17 protein-coding genes and 1 pseudogene are annotated in these 15,686 nt (G+C 39.8%); 13 read left to right on the plus strand and 5 right to left on the minus strand.

Annotation, left to right across the window (positions count from 1 at the left end):
• Positions 1-255 precede the first annotated feature (255 nt).
• The 7 genes from CDC37_RS08590 (at position 256) to CDC37_RS08615 (ending at position 6,603) form a co-directional block, all read left to right on the plus strand.
• The gene (locus CDC37_RS08590; RefSeq protein ID WP_096621382.1) at positions 256-1,173 is read left to right on the plus strand and encodes an NAD(+) kinase; all 918 of its coding nucleotides are present in this window, start codon (positions 256-258) and stop codon (positions 1,171-1,173) included.
• Between the two features lie 206 nt (positions 1,174-1,379).
• Positions 1,380-1,592, plus strand: coding sequence for a hypothetical protein (locus tag CDC37_RS24125; protein ID WP_157780687.1), 213 nt, complete (start codon positions 1,380-1,382; stop codon positions 1,590-1,592).
• A gap of 20 nt (positions 1,593-1,612) precedes the next feature.
• Positions 1,613-1,810, plus strand: a complete 198-nt coding sequence (locus tag CDC37_RS08595) for a hypothetical protein (RefSeq protein WP_096621383.1) — start codon at positions 1,613-1,615, stop codon at positions 1,808-1,810.
• A 748-nt stretch (positions 1,811-2,558) separates the two neighbouring features.
• The gene (locus tag CDC37_RS08600; protein ID WP_096621384.1) at positions 2,559-3,512 is read left to right on the plus strand and encodes a UDP-glucuronic acid decarboxylase family protein; all 954 of its coding nucleotides are present in this window, start codon (positions 2,559-2,561) and stop codon (positions 3,510-3,512) included.
• A gap of 109 nt (positions 3,513-3,621) precedes the next feature.
• Complete coding sequence (locus CDC37_RS08605) at positions 3,622-5,007, plus strand: UDP-glucose dehydrogenase family protein (protein WP_096621385.1); 1,386 nt, start codon at positions 3,622-3,624, stop codon at positions 5,005-5,007.
• Positions 5,008-5,574: 567 nt separating this feature from the next.
• Positions 5,575-5,802: a hypothetical protein gene (locus tag CDC37_RS08610; RefSeq protein ID WP_157780688.1), complete on the plus strand. Its 228-nt coding sequence runs from the start codon at positions 5,575-5,577 to the stop codon at positions 5,800-5,802.
• Positions 5,803-5,811: 9 nt separating this feature from the next.
• Positions 5,812-6,603 (plus strand): SGNH/GDSL hydrolase family protein, encoded by a 792-nt coding sequence (locus CDC37_RS08615; protein WP_096621387.1) that lies wholly within the window; start codon positions 5,812-5,814, stop codon positions 6,601-6,603.
• A gap of 1 nt (position 6,604) precedes the next feature.
• Here the strand turns inward: CDC37_RS08615 and CDC37_RS08620 are convergent, their stop codons facing one another.
• Positions 6,605-7,318, minus strand: coding sequence for a diacylglycerol/polyprenol kinase family protein (locus CDC37_RS08620; RefSeq protein WP_096621388.1), 714 nt, complete (start codon positions 7,316-7,318; stop codon positions 6,605-6,607).
• Between the two features lie 549 nt (positions 7,319-7,867).
• Between CDC37_RS08620 and CDC37_RS08625 the strand changes: the two genes are divergently transcribed.
• Both CDC37_RS08625 and CDC37_RS08630 read left to right on the plus strand, forming a co-directional pair.
• Entirely contained in the window at positions 7,868-9,142 is a 1,275-nt protein-coding gene (locus tag CDC37_RS08625) for a hypothetical protein (RefSeq protein ID WP_096621389.1), read from the plus strand.
• A 326-nt stretch (positions 9,143-9,468) separates the two neighbouring features.
• Positions 9,469-10,059 carry a YdcF family protein gene (locus CDC37_RS08630; RefSeq protein ID WP_096621390.1) on the plus strand — a complete coding sequence of 197 codons (591 nt, stop codon included), beginning with the start codon at positions 9,469-9,471 and terminating at the stop codon, positions 10,057-10,059.
• 80 nt (positions 10,060-10,139) lie between these two features.
• On the opposite strand, the gene CDC37_RS08635 is transcribed toward CDC37_RS08630, so the two are convergent.
• Positions 10,140-10,475, minus strand: a complete 336-nt coding sequence (locus CDC37_RS08635; RefSeq protein WP_096621391.1) for a XisI protein — start codon at positions 10,473-10,475, stop codon at positions 10,140-10,142.
• Positions 10,463-10,879: pseudogene (locus CDC37_RS08640) on the minus strand (element excision factor XisH family protein). The gene CDC37_RS08635 and the pseudogene CDC37_RS08640 overlap by 13 nt, the downstream one beginning before the upstream one ends.
• Before the next feature lie 248 nt (positions 10,880-11,127).
• Between CDC37_RS08640 and CDC37_RS08645 the strand changes: the two are divergent.
• The 4 genes from CDC37_RS08645 (at position 11,128) to CDC37_RS08660 (ending at position 13,578) form a co-directional block, all read left to right on the plus strand.
• Positions 11,128-12,132, plus strand: a complete 1,005-nt coding sequence (locus CDC37_RS08645) for a cytosolic protein (RefSeq protein WP_096621392.1) — start codon at positions 11,128-11,130, stop codon at positions 12,130-12,132.
• Between the two features lie 468 nt (positions 12,133-12,600).
• Entirely contained in the window at positions 12,601-12,852 is a 252-nt protein-coding gene (locus CDC37_RS08650) for a hypothetical protein (protein WP_096621393.1), read from the plus strand.
• Complete coding sequence (locus CDC37_RS08655; protein WP_096621394.1) at positions 12,849-13,295, plus strand: type II toxin-antitoxin system VapC family toxin; 447 nt, start codon at positions 12,849-12,851, stop codon at positions 13,293-13,295. The genes CDC37_RS08650 and CDC37_RS08655 overlap by 4 nt, the downstream gene beginning before the upstream one ends.
• 40 nt (positions 13,296-13,335) lie before the next feature.
• Complete coding sequence (locus CDC37_RS08660) at positions 13,336-13,578, plus strand: hypothetical protein (protein WP_096621395.1); 243 nt, start codon at positions 13,336-13,338, stop codon at positions 13,576-13,578.
• Positions 13,579-13,666: 88 nt separating this feature from the next.
• Here the strand turns inward: CDC37_RS08660 and CDC37_RS24130 are convergent, their stop codons facing one another.
• Positions 13,667-14,899, minus strand: a complete 1,233-nt coding sequence (locus CDC37_RS24130; protein WP_157780689.1) for a glycosyltransferase family 4 protein — start codon at positions 14,897-14,899, stop codon at positions 13,667-13,669.
• Between the two features lie 4 nt (positions 14,900-14,903).
• The gene (locus tag CDC37_RS08670; RefSeq protein WP_096621397.1) at positions 14,904-15,671 is read right to left on the minus strand and encodes a class I SAM-dependent methyltransferase; all 768 of its coding nucleotides are present in this window, start codon (positions 15,669-15,671) and stop codon (positions 14,904-14,906) included.
• Between the last annotated feature and the right edge of the window lie 15 nt (positions 15,672-15,686).

Below are 15,686 nucleotides of genomic sequence, written 5' to 3' on the forward strand. Positions count from 1 at the left end.
TAGCCTCCTGATCTCAACCACTGAGGTATTGGAGAATATCAAAAATAGTTGAGAAAATTTTCAAGTGTTCCAGGAAAGAGTTCCCCCTATTCCCTAATTTTTCGACTCAAAACTCCAAGATGATGGTAATATGAAAAAGCTTATGGGAAAAACACACTAAGACCGTTCCAGAGTTCAATGAGTTTGGCAGTTCCAACCTCAACTTGGTCTGGTTGGGATAATTCACATTTTAAAAAACAAGTTGGATTTTGAAGCGTGCCGAAAGCGGGCATTATTTACAATGACGTGAAACCGATAGCGGGTCGTATCGCTGTCGAAATTAAGGAGCAACTCGCCAATGCTGGTTGGGAAGTGGTTGTCACCACAGGTGTTGGTGGAATACTAGGCTATTCCAGTCCAGATAGTCCGGTTTGCCACACACCGATTGAAGGATTAACACCACCTGGTTTTGACCAAGGGATGGAATTTGCCGTCGTTTTGGGTGGTGATGGCACAGTTTTGGCCGCGTCGCGTCAGGTTGCACCCTGTGGAATTCCGATTTTGGGTATAAATACTGGACACATGGGGTTTCTGACGGAAGCTTATTTGAACCAGTTACCACAGGCGATCGCCCAATTAATGGCTGGTAATTACGAGATTGAAGAACGAGCGATGATGGCGGTGCGAGTATTCCGTCATCGTGATGTCTTATGGGAAGCCCTGTGTTTGAACGAGATGGTGTTGCACCGGGAACCACTGACATCCATGTGTCATTTTGAAATCGGTGTGGGTAGACATGCACCCGTGGACATTGCCGCAGATGGGGTGATTATTTCCACGCCAACTGGCTCTACTGCCTATTCCTTAAGTGCGGGTGGACCCGTGATTGCTCCAGGGGTATCGGTATTGCAGTTAGTCCCCATTTGTCCCCATTCTCTAGCTTCCCGCGCTTTAGTATTTCCCGACAGCGAACCGGTCACAGTTTTTCCGGTGAATGCACCCAGGTTAGTGATGGTAGTAGATGGTAATGCAGGTTGTTATGTCTTCCCAGAAGACCGGGTATATGTAGAGCGATCACAGTACAGTGTTAAGTTTATTCGTTTGCAATCGCCGGAGTTTTTCCGGATACTGCGGGAAAAATTAGGCTGGGGATTACCCCATATCGCCAAACCTACCTCCGTGGAATTACCCTAAACCACCATCTGTAATTTAAAAATATACAATTAGAAGTAGTAGCAACTTCATATTTAGTCATCAGTGTAACAGAAATTGCCTGGTGATACAGATTATGTTGAATAGGGAACAATTTAGATCCTTTTGGGATTGTAGATTGTAAATTACTCCTACAGACGCGCTACGCGTAGTTTCTCGGTCTCAGTGCTATCAATCCCTATTACCCGATGCTATTGGGGAATAGGTATGAGGTGACACCGACGACAGTCACACCCCTTGACACCAACATGGGACATCCTCAATCCGTTGATGTGTTGTCGGTATTTCTGTCAATCACTAGGAAAACGACACCACAACAAAAACAAATTCCGTCCCAACTCAAATTGAATTTCCAGGGTGCAAGTGGTTTAACTCTTGCTCCCGTCCATTCTCGCAGTTGAAACTGAGGAATAGTCAAGTTATGAGTTTAATCAACGCTTCCAACACACACCCAGAAATGGCAGATACAGAAATTTGGCAAAGCCTAAAACAAGCGATCGCTTCTAGTTCCGGTTTTCAGCGCTGGTTACTTGAATCCAATTCGCAATTACAGTCTTTAAGTTTAGATCGGCAAGTACAACGCTATCTTCGAGAAACACTGGAAAATTTAGCTTATTAACTCTCAAGAAGAAGCACCTTATACCATTTCACTCAAATTTTGATACATTTTCTGACCCTGCTCCCCCAAGCTTCCCGTCAGGTATCAACTTCAAAGTAAAACGGCATTACCCATAACCCGGATTTCTTCCAAATCCTGAAAACCTACGGGGAGTAGAGAATAATGTAGACACGTAACCTCTAGTCTACAACAATGCTGTGCGTACCCGTAGGGAGTAGAAAGGAAATTAATCCTTCACTCAAAACTTAATAAACTAATCGTGATCAATCTGGGATAAATACTTAACTTGAGTGTTCATACTAGTAATAAATAAATCTACATTTTGGGCAAAAAATTTATATTTCATTTATATAGTCTATTTAAATGGACTTTGCTCTCAGTCTAGGAATTACATTCCTAGACTTATTTTTGATTCACTCTGTCCCTTCCAGTTGATGAATGGTGATTCTTGTAGCAATTATCTACCAAATAAGTTATATCTGAAAGATATTTGAATTTTTCTAATTTCGTAAAGATTTAATGAAATCTTCCGCATCAAGTTTTATAAAGGTGAATATTTTTGTTATTTTGCTAAAAGCATATGCACGCAATTACTTGATGTGTCTTGGATTACACCGAAGTGTATAAATACAGATAATCAAGAAAATTTTTAATTTTGCGGTAGTTTTGATTTGCACCTGGGTACTCTAAGTTCTAGGTGCGATTGCCAACTAATTTTATATCTGTACTGTAAGTAATTAGGTAGATTATGAGAATTTTGGTGACGGGTGGTGCTGGGTTTCTCGGTTCCCATCTTATTGACCGATTAATGACTGAGGGACATGAAATTATCTGCCTAGATAATTTTTATACAGGTCACAAGCGTAATATTCTCCAATGGATGAACCATCCTAACTTTGAGTTGATCCGCCATGATATTACTGAACCAATTCGTTTAGAAGTAGATCAAATCTACCATTTAGCTTGTCCGGCATCACCAGTACACTATCAGTACAATCCCGTGAAGACAGTAAAAACCAATGTCATGGGAACCATGAACATGTTGGGATTAGCAAAACGGGTCAAAGCCAGATTTTTCCTTGCATCTACCAGTGAAGTGTACGGAGATCCAGACGTGCATCCGCAAACGGAAGAGTATCGTGGTAACGTCAATCCCATTGGTTTGCGTTCTTGCTACGACGAGGGGAAACGGATTGCGGAAACCTTGACCTTTGATTATCACCGTCAAAACGGTGTGGACGTGCGTGTGGTGAGGATTTTTAACACCTATGGACCGCGCATGTTAGAAAATGATGGTCGTGTTGTTAGTAATTTTATTGTCCAAGCACTTCAGGGTAAACCCTTAACCGTGTATGGTGATGGTTCCCAAACGCGGAGTTTTTGCTATGTTTCTGACTTGATCGACGGCTTTATTCGTTTAATGAATAGCGATTATGTGGGACCAGTTAATATCGGTAATCCGGGAGAATACACGATTTTACAATTAGCCGAAGCAGTGCGAGACATGGTTGATCCGACTGCGGAGATTAATTTTAAACCCCTTCCTTCCGATGATCCCCGTCGTCGTCGTCCAGATATTACCAAAGCTAAAACCTTGTTAAATTGGGAACCAACTGTTCCCCTCTCGGAAGGACTAAAATTGACAATCGATGATTTCCGTTCACGGATGTCCAAATCGGGTCAGGTGGCAATCAATCGCTAATTTCCACCATTCATATTCCTATTGCCTGAATAATTAACCGCATCCATAGAAATACATACCCCAGATGTCGTTATAAATTAGCCATATTCATACGTGAGGAATTCAACAAATGCGTGTTTGTGTAATCGGAACTGGTTACGTTGGTCTGGTGACGGGTGCTTGTTTAGCCCATATTGGTCATGATGTAATTTGTGTTGACAATAACGAAGAAAAAGTCAAAATCATGAAAGCCGGACAGTCACCGATTTTTGAACCGGGACTTTCGGAAATTATGCAATCGGCGATTCAAAGCGATCGCATTCAATTTACAACAGATATAGCCGCAGGGGTAGCCCACGGAGAAATTTTATTTATTGCAGTTGGGACACCACCCTTACCAACCGGGGAAAGCGACACTCGTTATGTGGAAGCGGTAGCACGGAGTATAGGTGCGAATTTAAATGGTGGTTACAAGGTGATTGTGAATAAATCCACCGTACCCATTGGTTCTGGAGATTGGGTACGGATGATTGTTCTCGATGGAATTGCAGAACGTCAGAAAACCCTGGTGACAGCAGGGGGTGGTGCGGATCGTCTTCCCGTGATGGATGCGGAATTTGATGTTGTCAGCAATCCGGAATTTTTAAGAGAAGGTTCTGCTGTTTACGACACCTTTAATCCTGACCGGATTGTTTTAGGGGGAAACAGCGACAGAGCGATCGCGATGATGAAGGAATTATATACACCCATCGTCGAACGTCAATTTGCCCAAGATAAATCTTTACCTCCGGTTCCCGTACTGGTGACAGATTTAAGTTCCGCAGAAATGATTAAATATGCTGCGAACGCCTTCCTTGCCACTAAAATTAGCTTTATTAACGAAGTCGCCAACATTTGCGATCGCGTCGGTGCTGATGTCACCCAAGTTGCTAAAGGTATCGGTTTAGATTCCCGGATTGGTAACAAATTCCTGAATGCAGGAATTGGTTGGGGTGGTTCCTGCTTCCCCAAAGATGTTTCTGCACTCGTTCACACCGCAGACGACTACGGTTACGAAGCACAACTACTCAAAGCAGCTATTTCCGTCAACGAACGTCAACGTTTGATTGCACTGGAAAAATTACAACAAGCGCTGAAAATTCTCAAAGGTAAAACCGTTGGTTTATTGGGATTAACCTTTAAACCCGACACCGACGACCTACGTGATGCACCTGCACTTAATTTAATCGAACAGTTAAACCGTCTGGGAGCAAAAGTTAAAGCCTACGACCCAATTATTTCCCAAACCGGAATGCGTCATGGTTTGACTGGTGTGTTGGTGGAAACCGATGCAGAACGTCTTGCAGATGGTTGTGATGCGTTAGTGCTAGTCACCGAATGGCAACAATTTAGCAGCCTTGATTATGGCAAAATGGCCAAATTAATGAGCAATCCTGTGATTATCGATGGTCGTAACTTCCTCAACCGCGAGCAATTGATTGAAGCTGGATTCCAATATATCGGTATTGGTCGATAGTTAATTAGTTTGATATTTTGGTTTTGTACTTTTAATGTCTTTGAAACAGGATGTGAGCAATATGCACATCCTGTTTTTGTATATCAGTATTTTAATTTTAGTACTCCTACGGGAAAGCTCGGACAAATTCAAATAACCCCTCTCCAATTCTCTTCTCAAAAGAAAAAGAGGCTTTGAAAGCATTAATTTTTAGTTGAAAAATACAGATTTTTCTGCCCCTCTCCAAAATGGAGAGGGGTTGGGGTGAGGTTGATTTTACACACCGAACCTACGGGTATTGCCAAAATCAAATATGAATCCCATATCCTCAAAACCCAACTTTTCATTCCAAAAAATACTTGTTACTGCAAACACCCTCAGTCATTTATTTTTACTTAATCAATAATTTTCAAAGTTTGTATTTTCTTCAATTTTATACATATTATTTTCTGATAAATTAATTAAAGAGCTAGTTGAAAACACTGAATTTGCAGATAGGTAATTCTGCAATTATCAATGTTATCACTGCACAAATATAATGATTTCAAAAAGAATAGTTTAAAACTTTAACTCATCAAATTATCAACTATGAGAATAAACTGCCATCTACCAAAACTAGCTATCACAGTAGCAATGATGATTGGAGCAACCTTCCTATCATCCCCAGGGAAGGCAACATCATTATCAAAAATCAATGATATGTATGTTTTTGGTGATAGTTTATCGGATACAGGTCAAGTACTGAAAGCCACAAATGGTCTATTACCTCCTAACCCACCTTATTTTAATGGACGTTTTGCTGACGGTTTAGCTTGAGTTGAATATCTGGCTACAGATTTAGGATTCACATTAAAATCAGAAAATAATTTTGCTTTTGGAGGTGCAACTACCGGATTTAATAATATTGCCCTTCCCGATATTATTTCTGGACTACAACAACAAGTTAATAGCTTTACTAGTAGTAATACATCCGCAAATCTAGATGCACTTTATATTATTTGGGCTGGGACTAATGATTATTTAGATTTTGCGCTTTTTGGCGCTGACCCAAATCCCCGTGATAGCGTTGCTAATTTAGCAACAGCAGTGAGAGCTTTAGTGGGAGTGGGGGCAAAAAATATCATGGTGGTCAACTTACCAGATTTAGGAAAGTTTCCAGTTACAGGTGGAAGCAATCAAGTGACGACAAAATTAAGTGATTTAGTTGCTATTCATAATTCTGAACTCAATCAAACCTTGAAATTATTACGTCAAGAATTTACTTCAGATATTGATTTAATCGATTTAGATGTTTATGCTTTATTCAATCAAATTATTGCCTCTCCAGCAAAATTTGGGTTGACAGATGTACAAAATGCTTGCATCGGAGAATTATCAGTTGTCCCTGTAAACTTCCCCCGACAACCTGTAGACTGTGTACCAGATAAATTTCTGTTTTTTGATGAAGTTCATCCCACCAGTCAAGCTAATAAAATTTTGGCAAAATACGCATTCTCTCGCCTTCATTCGCAATCAATCCCAGAAAATTTTACACCATTTAGTTTACTCATAGTTACTGGAATTGGAGTTGTTTATTACCGTCAAAAAATGAGCAAGAACAAGATTATCAACAATTAAATTAAACCACCAACTTCATTGCCAAACTAACCACCAGCGAAGTCACCAGGGGGACGGTAAGATTATCCGTACCTCGCGGTGATATCGCTTCAACTAGGGTGGCAAAAATTCCACCGATAAATGCAATTATTAACGCTGGTATAACTGACAAAGGTAAGGTCAACGAACTCAACAAGGAACCAGGTAACAGCGTTAACACCAAAAATATCACCGTGACGCTAACCACAAACATGGTTAGGGAACCCTCCCAGGAACGGGTGGATTGCCAAACTTGATATTGATGTTTGCCGATACCCTTACCAATTAAGGCTGCAAATGCGTCCCCCCAAGTCATGGTCATTGTTCCTGCAACAGCAACAGCAACTTGGTCATGGATACTTCCAGGTCGCCATAACAGCATAAATAATAAAGTCACAGAGATAGCAAAATATACCGTACCCGGTGAACTATCATCGCTATCCATCGCCTTGATCAAGCGATCGCGGTATAGTAGATAATTAATGCCGATAAAGCTAGCAAAGGGAATTATCCCAATCTGCCAACTATCGAATAACCAAAGAATTCCCAACACCCACATCCCCGCACCCACATGAATAATTTTGCGAGTTATATCAGTGGATATACTAAAAAAGCGATGACATAGTTCTGCGATCGCAAGCAAAGTTGTGGCATAAGTATAGGATATACCTAACCCAATCAAATCTTGAATAGACATGAATTTAGTAGGGGATAGAGATAGGGTAATATCATTGTCGCTTCCAAATATACCTAAAAAGGTGACAATAGCCAGAAAATCCTATTGATTGCCTAAATATCAGGAATTATAGTCATTTTTAAAACTTGTTGTTATTCCCATCGCCTGAAGTTCCTCAAAATAAACTTTATACTATAACTAGTGGTTCACTAAGGGAACTTAAAGCTTTTTCAGGGCTAGAGCTACTACTGCAAACTGGGCATTTTGAGATTGTCAAATTACTAGTACAAATCACCTATACTGAGGTAAATATCCCTATTTTGCATAGATAAGGTTTGTAGTGGGAACATCTTGCTCCCTGTTTATCAAAACTAAGAAACAGATTAGAGAGCCATCAATAATACAAAAATATAATACAAAAATAAATTTACCATTCAGAATGTAACTTGTTTCCACTTCCCCTGGAGGAATGACTCTAGATAGGGGAAATTAAGATAGAAATTGATTAGTACAATCAAGATTAGCCAAAAATATTTTTATTCAACAATCTTAAACCCAAGTTGAAAGAATATGACACCAAATCCCTCCATTATGAAAGCTGTTGAAACCCTGGGTTATCGCGTCACCGTCGGTGATGTCGCAACCCAAGCGGGTTTAAACATCGCAGAAGCCAACCAAGGTTTATTAGTATTAGCAAGTGATGTCGGTGGACATTTACAAGTTGCCGAATCCGGTGATATTGTTTATCTGTTTCCCAAAGATTTTCGGACGATTCTCAAAAATAAATATTTCCAATTACAATTACAGGAAACTTGGCAAAAAGTTTGGAATATTGTATTTTATTTAATCCGTATTTCCTTTGGAATTATTTTAATTGCCTCGATTGTTTTAATTTCGATTGCGATAGTGATTATTATTACTTCTCTAAATAATAGTGATAATGACAGTAGGGGAGACTCTGATTTTAAAGGAGGAAATTTCTTTGTTATCCCTGATATTTGGTGGTATTTAAGCCCCGACTATTACAGTGGTAATCCTTCCCGTCGTCATCAAAACAATAATCAATCTAATCAGCAAAAAAGCGAGTTAAATTTTCTCGAAGCCGTATTTTCATTTTTGTTTGGTGATGGTAATCCTAATGCCGACCTGGAAGAGCGTCGTTGGCAAGAAATCGCCGCAGTAATTAATAAAAATCGAGGGGCAATTATCGCTGAACAAATTGCACCATACCTAGATGACATTGGCGAAACCTATCAACAGGAATATGAAGATTATATGTTACCTGTCTTAGTGAAATTTAATGGTAAACCCCAAGTAAGTCCAGACGGCGAATTAGTTTATTACTTCCCCGAATTGCAAGTCAAAGCTGCCCAAAAACGTCAGCAAAAGGTAGCACCTTTTCTACAGGAATTGCCGTGGAAATTTAGTAAAGCCAGTTCAGGACAATTAATTTTAAGCGGGGGATTAGGTTGCGTTAATTTGATTGGGGCTTTAATTTTAGGAGCGTTTTTACTTGATGGTACAATTGCAAGTGAAATCGGTGGTTTAGTCGGATTTGTGCAAGGCATATATTGGCTATTACTTGCATACGGAATTGGATTTTTAGCCATACCCCTAGTACGTTACTTTTGGATTCAACACCGTAACCGCAAAATTAGCCAAAGAAATCGGATGCGGATGGCGCGAACTGCAATTCTTGAAAATCAAGCTCCCAAATTGCAAAAGAAACTCAGTTATGCTAAACAATTTGCGAATCAGCAATATATTACGGAACAAGATGTCACCTATTCTACAGAAACAGATTTATTAGAACAAGAGGTCAAAAAACTCACAGATACCCAATAAAATTCATTCATTTTCCAACTATAATCATAGCTGGAATAGTTGGATTATAGCTGATTATTGGAGCAAAACCTAATCCAAAATAATTTGATATATTCTTGTAGATTAATTGTCAGTTTTATTTTCACACTAATCGTATACTTCTCTTGACTAAGTAGGTAGGTGCATAAAACCGCAACCGTTCATTCGTCTCAAAGCTTACTCCCGTACAGACGCAATATATCGCGTCTATCTCTGTACAGACGACCCGACGGGTCGTCTGTACTCCCTGATCTCACAGGCAATTTTTACCACCCACCTACTTACCCCCATCTACAATATTTAATTTCATGAAGCCTAAATTTCCTAAGAGTCGGTTTTTTTTCTGGTTCGGAGTAGGTTTAATTGTCGTATTAACTGCTTTGATTCCAGTCAGAATTGCTGTGACTTTTCATCAATTACCGACTCCCCAGGGAATTTTTGTCTTGGGGGGTGCTGTTGAGAGGATGGAGTTTGCCGGGAAGTTTTGGCAATCTCGTCGGGATTTGGATATTTGGGTGTCGGATTTTGATTGGAATTTAGAGGCAAATCGGCGAGTTTTTAAACAGTTTGGAGTGCCTGATTCTCAGTTACATTTGGATGGTCGAGCTACTGATACTGTGACAAATTTTACAAGTTTGGTTGATGATTTTGTGGCTGATAATTTACACCATGTTTATTTGATTACTTCGGATTACCATATGTTGCGATCGCGGGTAATTGCAACGATAGTTTTTGGTAGTCGGGGTGTGGTGGTTACTCCCCTTGGGGTGGTTTCCAGTGGAGATGAGGATGAGTCATTAGTGAGGGTAGTGAGGGATTTTGGACGTTGTTTGTTGTGGGTTGTGAGTGGGAGGACAGGAGCTAGTTTGAATCCGCGTTTTCGGGAACATAACGTTTGAGCAAAGCGCTGGAATCTAAAAAGTATTACAGTATTACGCGATCGCTAGTAGCTGTAGTCGTACAAGTGGGTTATAGGGAATTAGCCTACGGCATATTCCGTAAACTGTCTTTTAAAGGGAGAATGAAAGCCAATAACGATATCTTGCTTAGGGACACCCATATTTACAAGGTCTTCCGTCACCTCATATTCTGTACCGTTATGTTGTAGCCATATTTTGTTATTTTTAATATCTAGGTGAAGAAAACAACCGTAAATTCGCTTATCGTTTTTCCAGCCAACACGAAGCAGTTGATAATGGTTTCGTTCTGTATCAAAAACGAATTGGGTTTCAACGTCTGGATCTGGTGTGCCAGAGCTAGCATACTCTTGCAGTAGCTGCTGAACTATATTCTGGTATCGAGTTAGCTTATCCATTCAACAATTACCTCGTTGGTAGGATTATAAGTTACGATTTTTAGTCCGTAGGTTTGGATGACATTTTGAACAAATCTTATCGTAAAAAAAGAACTATAAGTATCATTAGGAACTGCTAAATATAGTGTACGTTCTGGGTCTTGTTCGGAAAGAGCAAATCGATAATTAAGAAATTGTCCTAGAGCTGTGTGAAATTCAGAGATTACTGATGCTCTGACAAAGCTTTTAATTTCCACTGCTATTTTTTCGCTGTCTTTTTGGGCTGCGAGAATTTTTTCTGCTCCCAAGTCAACGTACATTTCTCCTTACTCGAAACTTAAAGGCAGTTGTTCATGGGTAATTATCCAACCGTCTTTTTCTAATGCACGTTTTACTATGTCGTGGAAAAGGTCTTTGGGAGGCATGGACAAAAACGTTTCCGCCATGATTGGCTAGATTCATATATCTTTATTGTACTATATTTGATCACGGTTTTTGCTAGTCGAGGTGTGGTGGTTTCGGGTGGGGATGAGGATGATTAGCTGATAGGGAAGACTGCGATCGCCTAGCTGCTTCCTTGAGGAAGATAGCAGGAAACTGAAACTGGCTTTTTGCTCAAATTCTTCGGCATCTGGGATAATTATCCCCAGAAAGATAATTCAAATCCCCATCTATGACCAATCCCCAAACTGAATATGATTCGCCTTGGAAAGAGATTTTACAGTTATATTTCCCAGATTTCATGTTATTCTTTTTTCCCCAATTCCACCCACAAATTGATTGGACAAAAGAACCCGTATTTCTGGATAAGGAGTTACAGCAAGTTATTCGGGATGCAGAACTGGGAAAACGACTGGTTGATAAGTTGGTCAAAATTTATCTGTTAGATGGAACTGAATCCTGGGTGTTGATACACATCGAGATACAGGGACAGGAAGAGGATGAATTTTCACGACGCATGTATGTTTATAATTACCGCATCTTCGATTGCTACAATCGCTCAGTGGCTTCAATTGCAGTTTTCGGAGATACGAATACCAATTGGCGACCGAACCAGTTTGGTTATAATCTATTTGGTTGTCGGTTAGATTTTCAATTTCCGATTGTCAAGTTGATTGATTATCGGGGACGACAAGCAGAATTGGCAGCGAGTGATAAAGTTTTTGCAACGGTTGTAATGGCTCATTTAGTGGGATTAGAAACAAGTAATAATCGCACTCAACGCAAAGGGCAAAAATTGGCTTTGATACGTGGGTTGTACGAAAAGGGTTTTGAACGAGAAAAAGTCATCAACTTATTTCGTTTTATTGACTGGATGTTGACGCTACCATTGGAATTAGAACGGGAGTTTTGGCAAGAGTATCGCCAATATGAGGAGAGTAAGAATATGCGTTATATCACGAGCGTTGAGCGAATTGGTATCGAGGAAGGTCTCAAGCAGGGTATCCAGCAGGGTATCCAGCAGGGTATCCAGCAGGGTATCCAGCAGGGTACTAAGCAAGGGTTAATTAAGGGTATTGCTTTGGGTTTAAAATTGAAGTTTGGGGACGCAGGGACTGATTTGTTACCGGAGATTGAGAAAATTGGGGATGTGGATGTGTTGTCTGCGGTATTAGATGCGATAGAGTCTGTAGATACGGTGGAGCAATTACGACAGGTTTATCGCTCGAATAGTTGATTTTTTCAGAAGTCAGATTTTTTTAAGAAAACTGACTTCTCTCAAAAAACCCTACTCCTGAGAACCGTTTGATTTTCTGTTACATTTGATTACTCCGGATTACCATATGCTCAGAGGATGTTTTAAAAGTCGATTTTAATACTTGAATTATCGTTTTTGGGAATGGGAAGAGACGCGACATGTCGCGTCCGTAATCTCGAAGTACAAATCAGCTTTATAACCCCATGTCCAGAGTCAAGACGATAGTCAAAATAGTGATAATTAATACTTGACAAACAACCTCTTAGCCTGCATTTCTCACAAGGGAGTGATAAGCCTTGAGTAGTGGGTTTATTTCCCTGCTACTCCCTACTCCCATCACGGACTACTCACTGAAAGTTTGAGAAGTTTGTGAGAAATCCGGGTTAGGCATTATGCTCCGCTTATTGCTAAGTGGTAATATATTAATTATTAAAGGTAAAAAACTTTATGAGTCAGCAGTTAGAACGCATTTTCAGACAAGCTCTGGAGTTGTCACCGCAGGAACAGTTGGAGTTAATTGAGCGCCTAAATTCCCAAGCATTTGTACAGTCTGAGGCTAGGGTAAAATCAAAGCGTAATGTTATGGATTTTTACGCAGTTGCGCCTAATTTATTATCTGGGATGGATGCTCAAGTGTGGGTTTCCCAATTGCGGGACGAATGGAATGAGCGTGAAGCTAACTTCAACCCATATTTATGAAGGTTAGTCAAGCGTTCCTTGGAGTAAATAAAGTGTTTTTGGACACGGCTCCAATTATTTATTATGTTGAAGGAACGCCAGGATTGGGAGAGGTGGTTCGGGAAGTATTTAATTTACTTGCTCAAGGTGGCTTTCAGGCTGTAGGTTCTCCTATAACATTGGCAGAGTGTTTAGTAATGCCAATTCGGTTAGGAAAGCCTAAAATTCAACGAGATTTTCTTGAGTTATTGACAAATACTGATGGGATTTCATTTATACCGATTACAGCTTCTGTGAGTCAGAAAGCGGCAGAAATAAGAGTAAGTTATGGTTTAAAGTTACCTGATGCGTTGCAGGTCGCAGTAGCTTTGGTTGCTGGTTGTGATGCGTTTTTAACGAATGATATAGCCTTGCAGCGAGTCAGTGAGTTGCAAGTTTTGATATTAGGTGATTTACAGATTTGAAGATTTTGGATTTTAATATTTTATTAATATTTTCGATTTTATGCGTTATATCACGAGCGTTGAGCGAATTGCTACCGAGGAAGGTCTCCAGCAGGGTACTAAGCAAGGGTTAATTAAGGGTATTGCTTTGGGTTTAAAATTGAATTTTGGGGACGCGGGGACTGATTTATTACCGGAGATTGAGGAAATTGGAGACGTGGATATTTTGTCTGCGGTATTAGATGCGATAGAGTCTGTAGATACGGTGGAGCAATTACGACAGGTTTATCGCTCGAATAGTTGATTTTTTGACCAATAAGTTGGGTTTTGAGAATAAATATCGGTGAAATTAGAAATAACCTCTTAAAACCCCAATTCCTTCGGTAATCTGCTCATATATTTGAATTCTTGGCTAGAAGTTGGGAATCTGGTTTATCCTCACAAGTAAATAGCAACTGTTCGTATTCTTTTAAAGCTCGCTCGAATCTGTATTGGTTTTCGTATAATTTTCTGGCTTTTTCTCCCATGATTCTGACTTTATCTGGGTGTTGGGATAATTCCAAAATGATGTCTGCTAGCTGTTGTGGATTATTTGGAGGGGTGTTAATTCCAGCACCAGATTTAGTTAATAGTCGATCTATGTAGGAGTTTGGTTGGGTGATGGCGATTATTCCTCTTCCTGCTGCGAGCATTCCGTTGAGTTTGGAGGGTGCGACAATGTTTTCTGCTCCGGGGATGAGGCTGACTAGGGAGATGTCACAGGCTGTAAGGGATTGGGGTAATATTTCTCTGGGTTGAAGGGGGAGGAGAAGAATATTTGTGAGTTGGTGGGTTTGGATTGTTTGTTGAATTATTTTGGTTTTAGCCCCTTCTCCAATGAAGAGAAATTGGATTGATTTGTCTTTAAGGATAACTGCGGTTTGGGCTATGGTTTCGATGTCGTGGAGTCTCCCCATGTTACCGGAGTAGAGAACTGTGAATACCTCAGTGAGGTTGTGCTGTTGAGCAAATTTATTTTCCTGTTTTGTGCAGATGGGGATGTCTTCGATTGCCCAGTTTTCAATGATTTTGATTTTAGTTTTAATATCAGGGTATTTTTGTTCTAGGTAAGCTTGCATGGAGCTACTGAGAACAATGGTGTTTTCTGAATATTTGCAAGTGAGATAAATTAGTCTGTTAAAAAGTTTAAATAGGATACTATTGGGTTGCATGATTCCCGACATGACGGCGGATTCGGGAAAGATGTCTTGGAGTAGGAAATAATATTTGCCGCCTTTGAGGAATTTGAAGTATATGCCTAGTATGCCTGCATAAGGTGGATTAGAGGCGATGAGGAGTGGCGTTTTGGCTGGTTGGTGGAGGGTGATGTGGGCGATCGCTCCAAGGAGGAAGAAGAGGGAACTGGTGATTTTGCTGAGAATGCTGGTGCTGGATTTGATAGGGGAGAAGGAACGGTGGATGGTGATTTTTAAAGATTCTGGGGTGGTTTGTTTTGATTGGGTTCCGGTGAAGATAGTAACGGTGTAGCCAATGCGGGAAAGTCCTTTGGCTAAGTCTGTCATTAGTTGGGATGTGGCTCCTGGGTGGGGGTAGAAGTACTGAGTGAGGATGGTGAGTCGGGGCATAGTTTTAATTTTTATGGCAGTTAAAATACACAGTTCTTAGAATTAAAGTGCTAGACCACCTTTTAATTGCTCGTATCTTATCGGATGATTTGAATATATAGTTAAAAGCAAATTCAGGTTGGTCTTCTAACATAGCCGCCATATATGTCACTTCGATCCGGTCAAAATAACTGGATACTAACTTGCTAATTTTACTTAATGTAAAATGATGAGGATGATTTGTGTCTAAATACTTTAATACAGAACTGAAGGGAGAAAATAATGGTGTAACTATGTGTAAAGATATTCCAGCAACTCCTCCATTTTTTGTAATTCTGTGTAACTCAGATATACATTTTGCTGGATTTTCCACATGGTCTATTACATTTACACAAAAAACATAATCACATGATGAATCTATTATTGGAATTGCCTCTCCCTGTGAATTATAAAGTTGAATATTATCTTTTTGTTTGAGTAAGCCAATATCAGAAGTGTAGAAATCCATTAAAGGATCAACTCCTATCAGTTTAGGCTTTACATCATAGTTATTGATAAAGTAATTATCTATGCCTAAAATAATTCCATATGGTCCACATCCTATGTCTGCAACCACTTTAGAACATATATCTTGAAAACAGAGTTTATGCCTAGCCAATGTTTTCTGTGCGAAACTAATTGATGCTTCTGTAGTAATTGGTGTATAGGTATTTATATCTTTCGATTTATGGACATAAATATTTTCCCAAAAAACCTTTTCCTTCTGTTGTGCTTCATCCCAATTTTTAGCCATAAAAATATATCTCCA

The organism is Calothrix sp. NIES-3974 (genome assembly GCF_002368395.1).
In the GTDB taxonomy this organism is placed as follows: Bacteria; Cyanobacteriota; Cyanobacteriia; order Cyanobacteriales; family Nostocaceae; genus NIES-3974.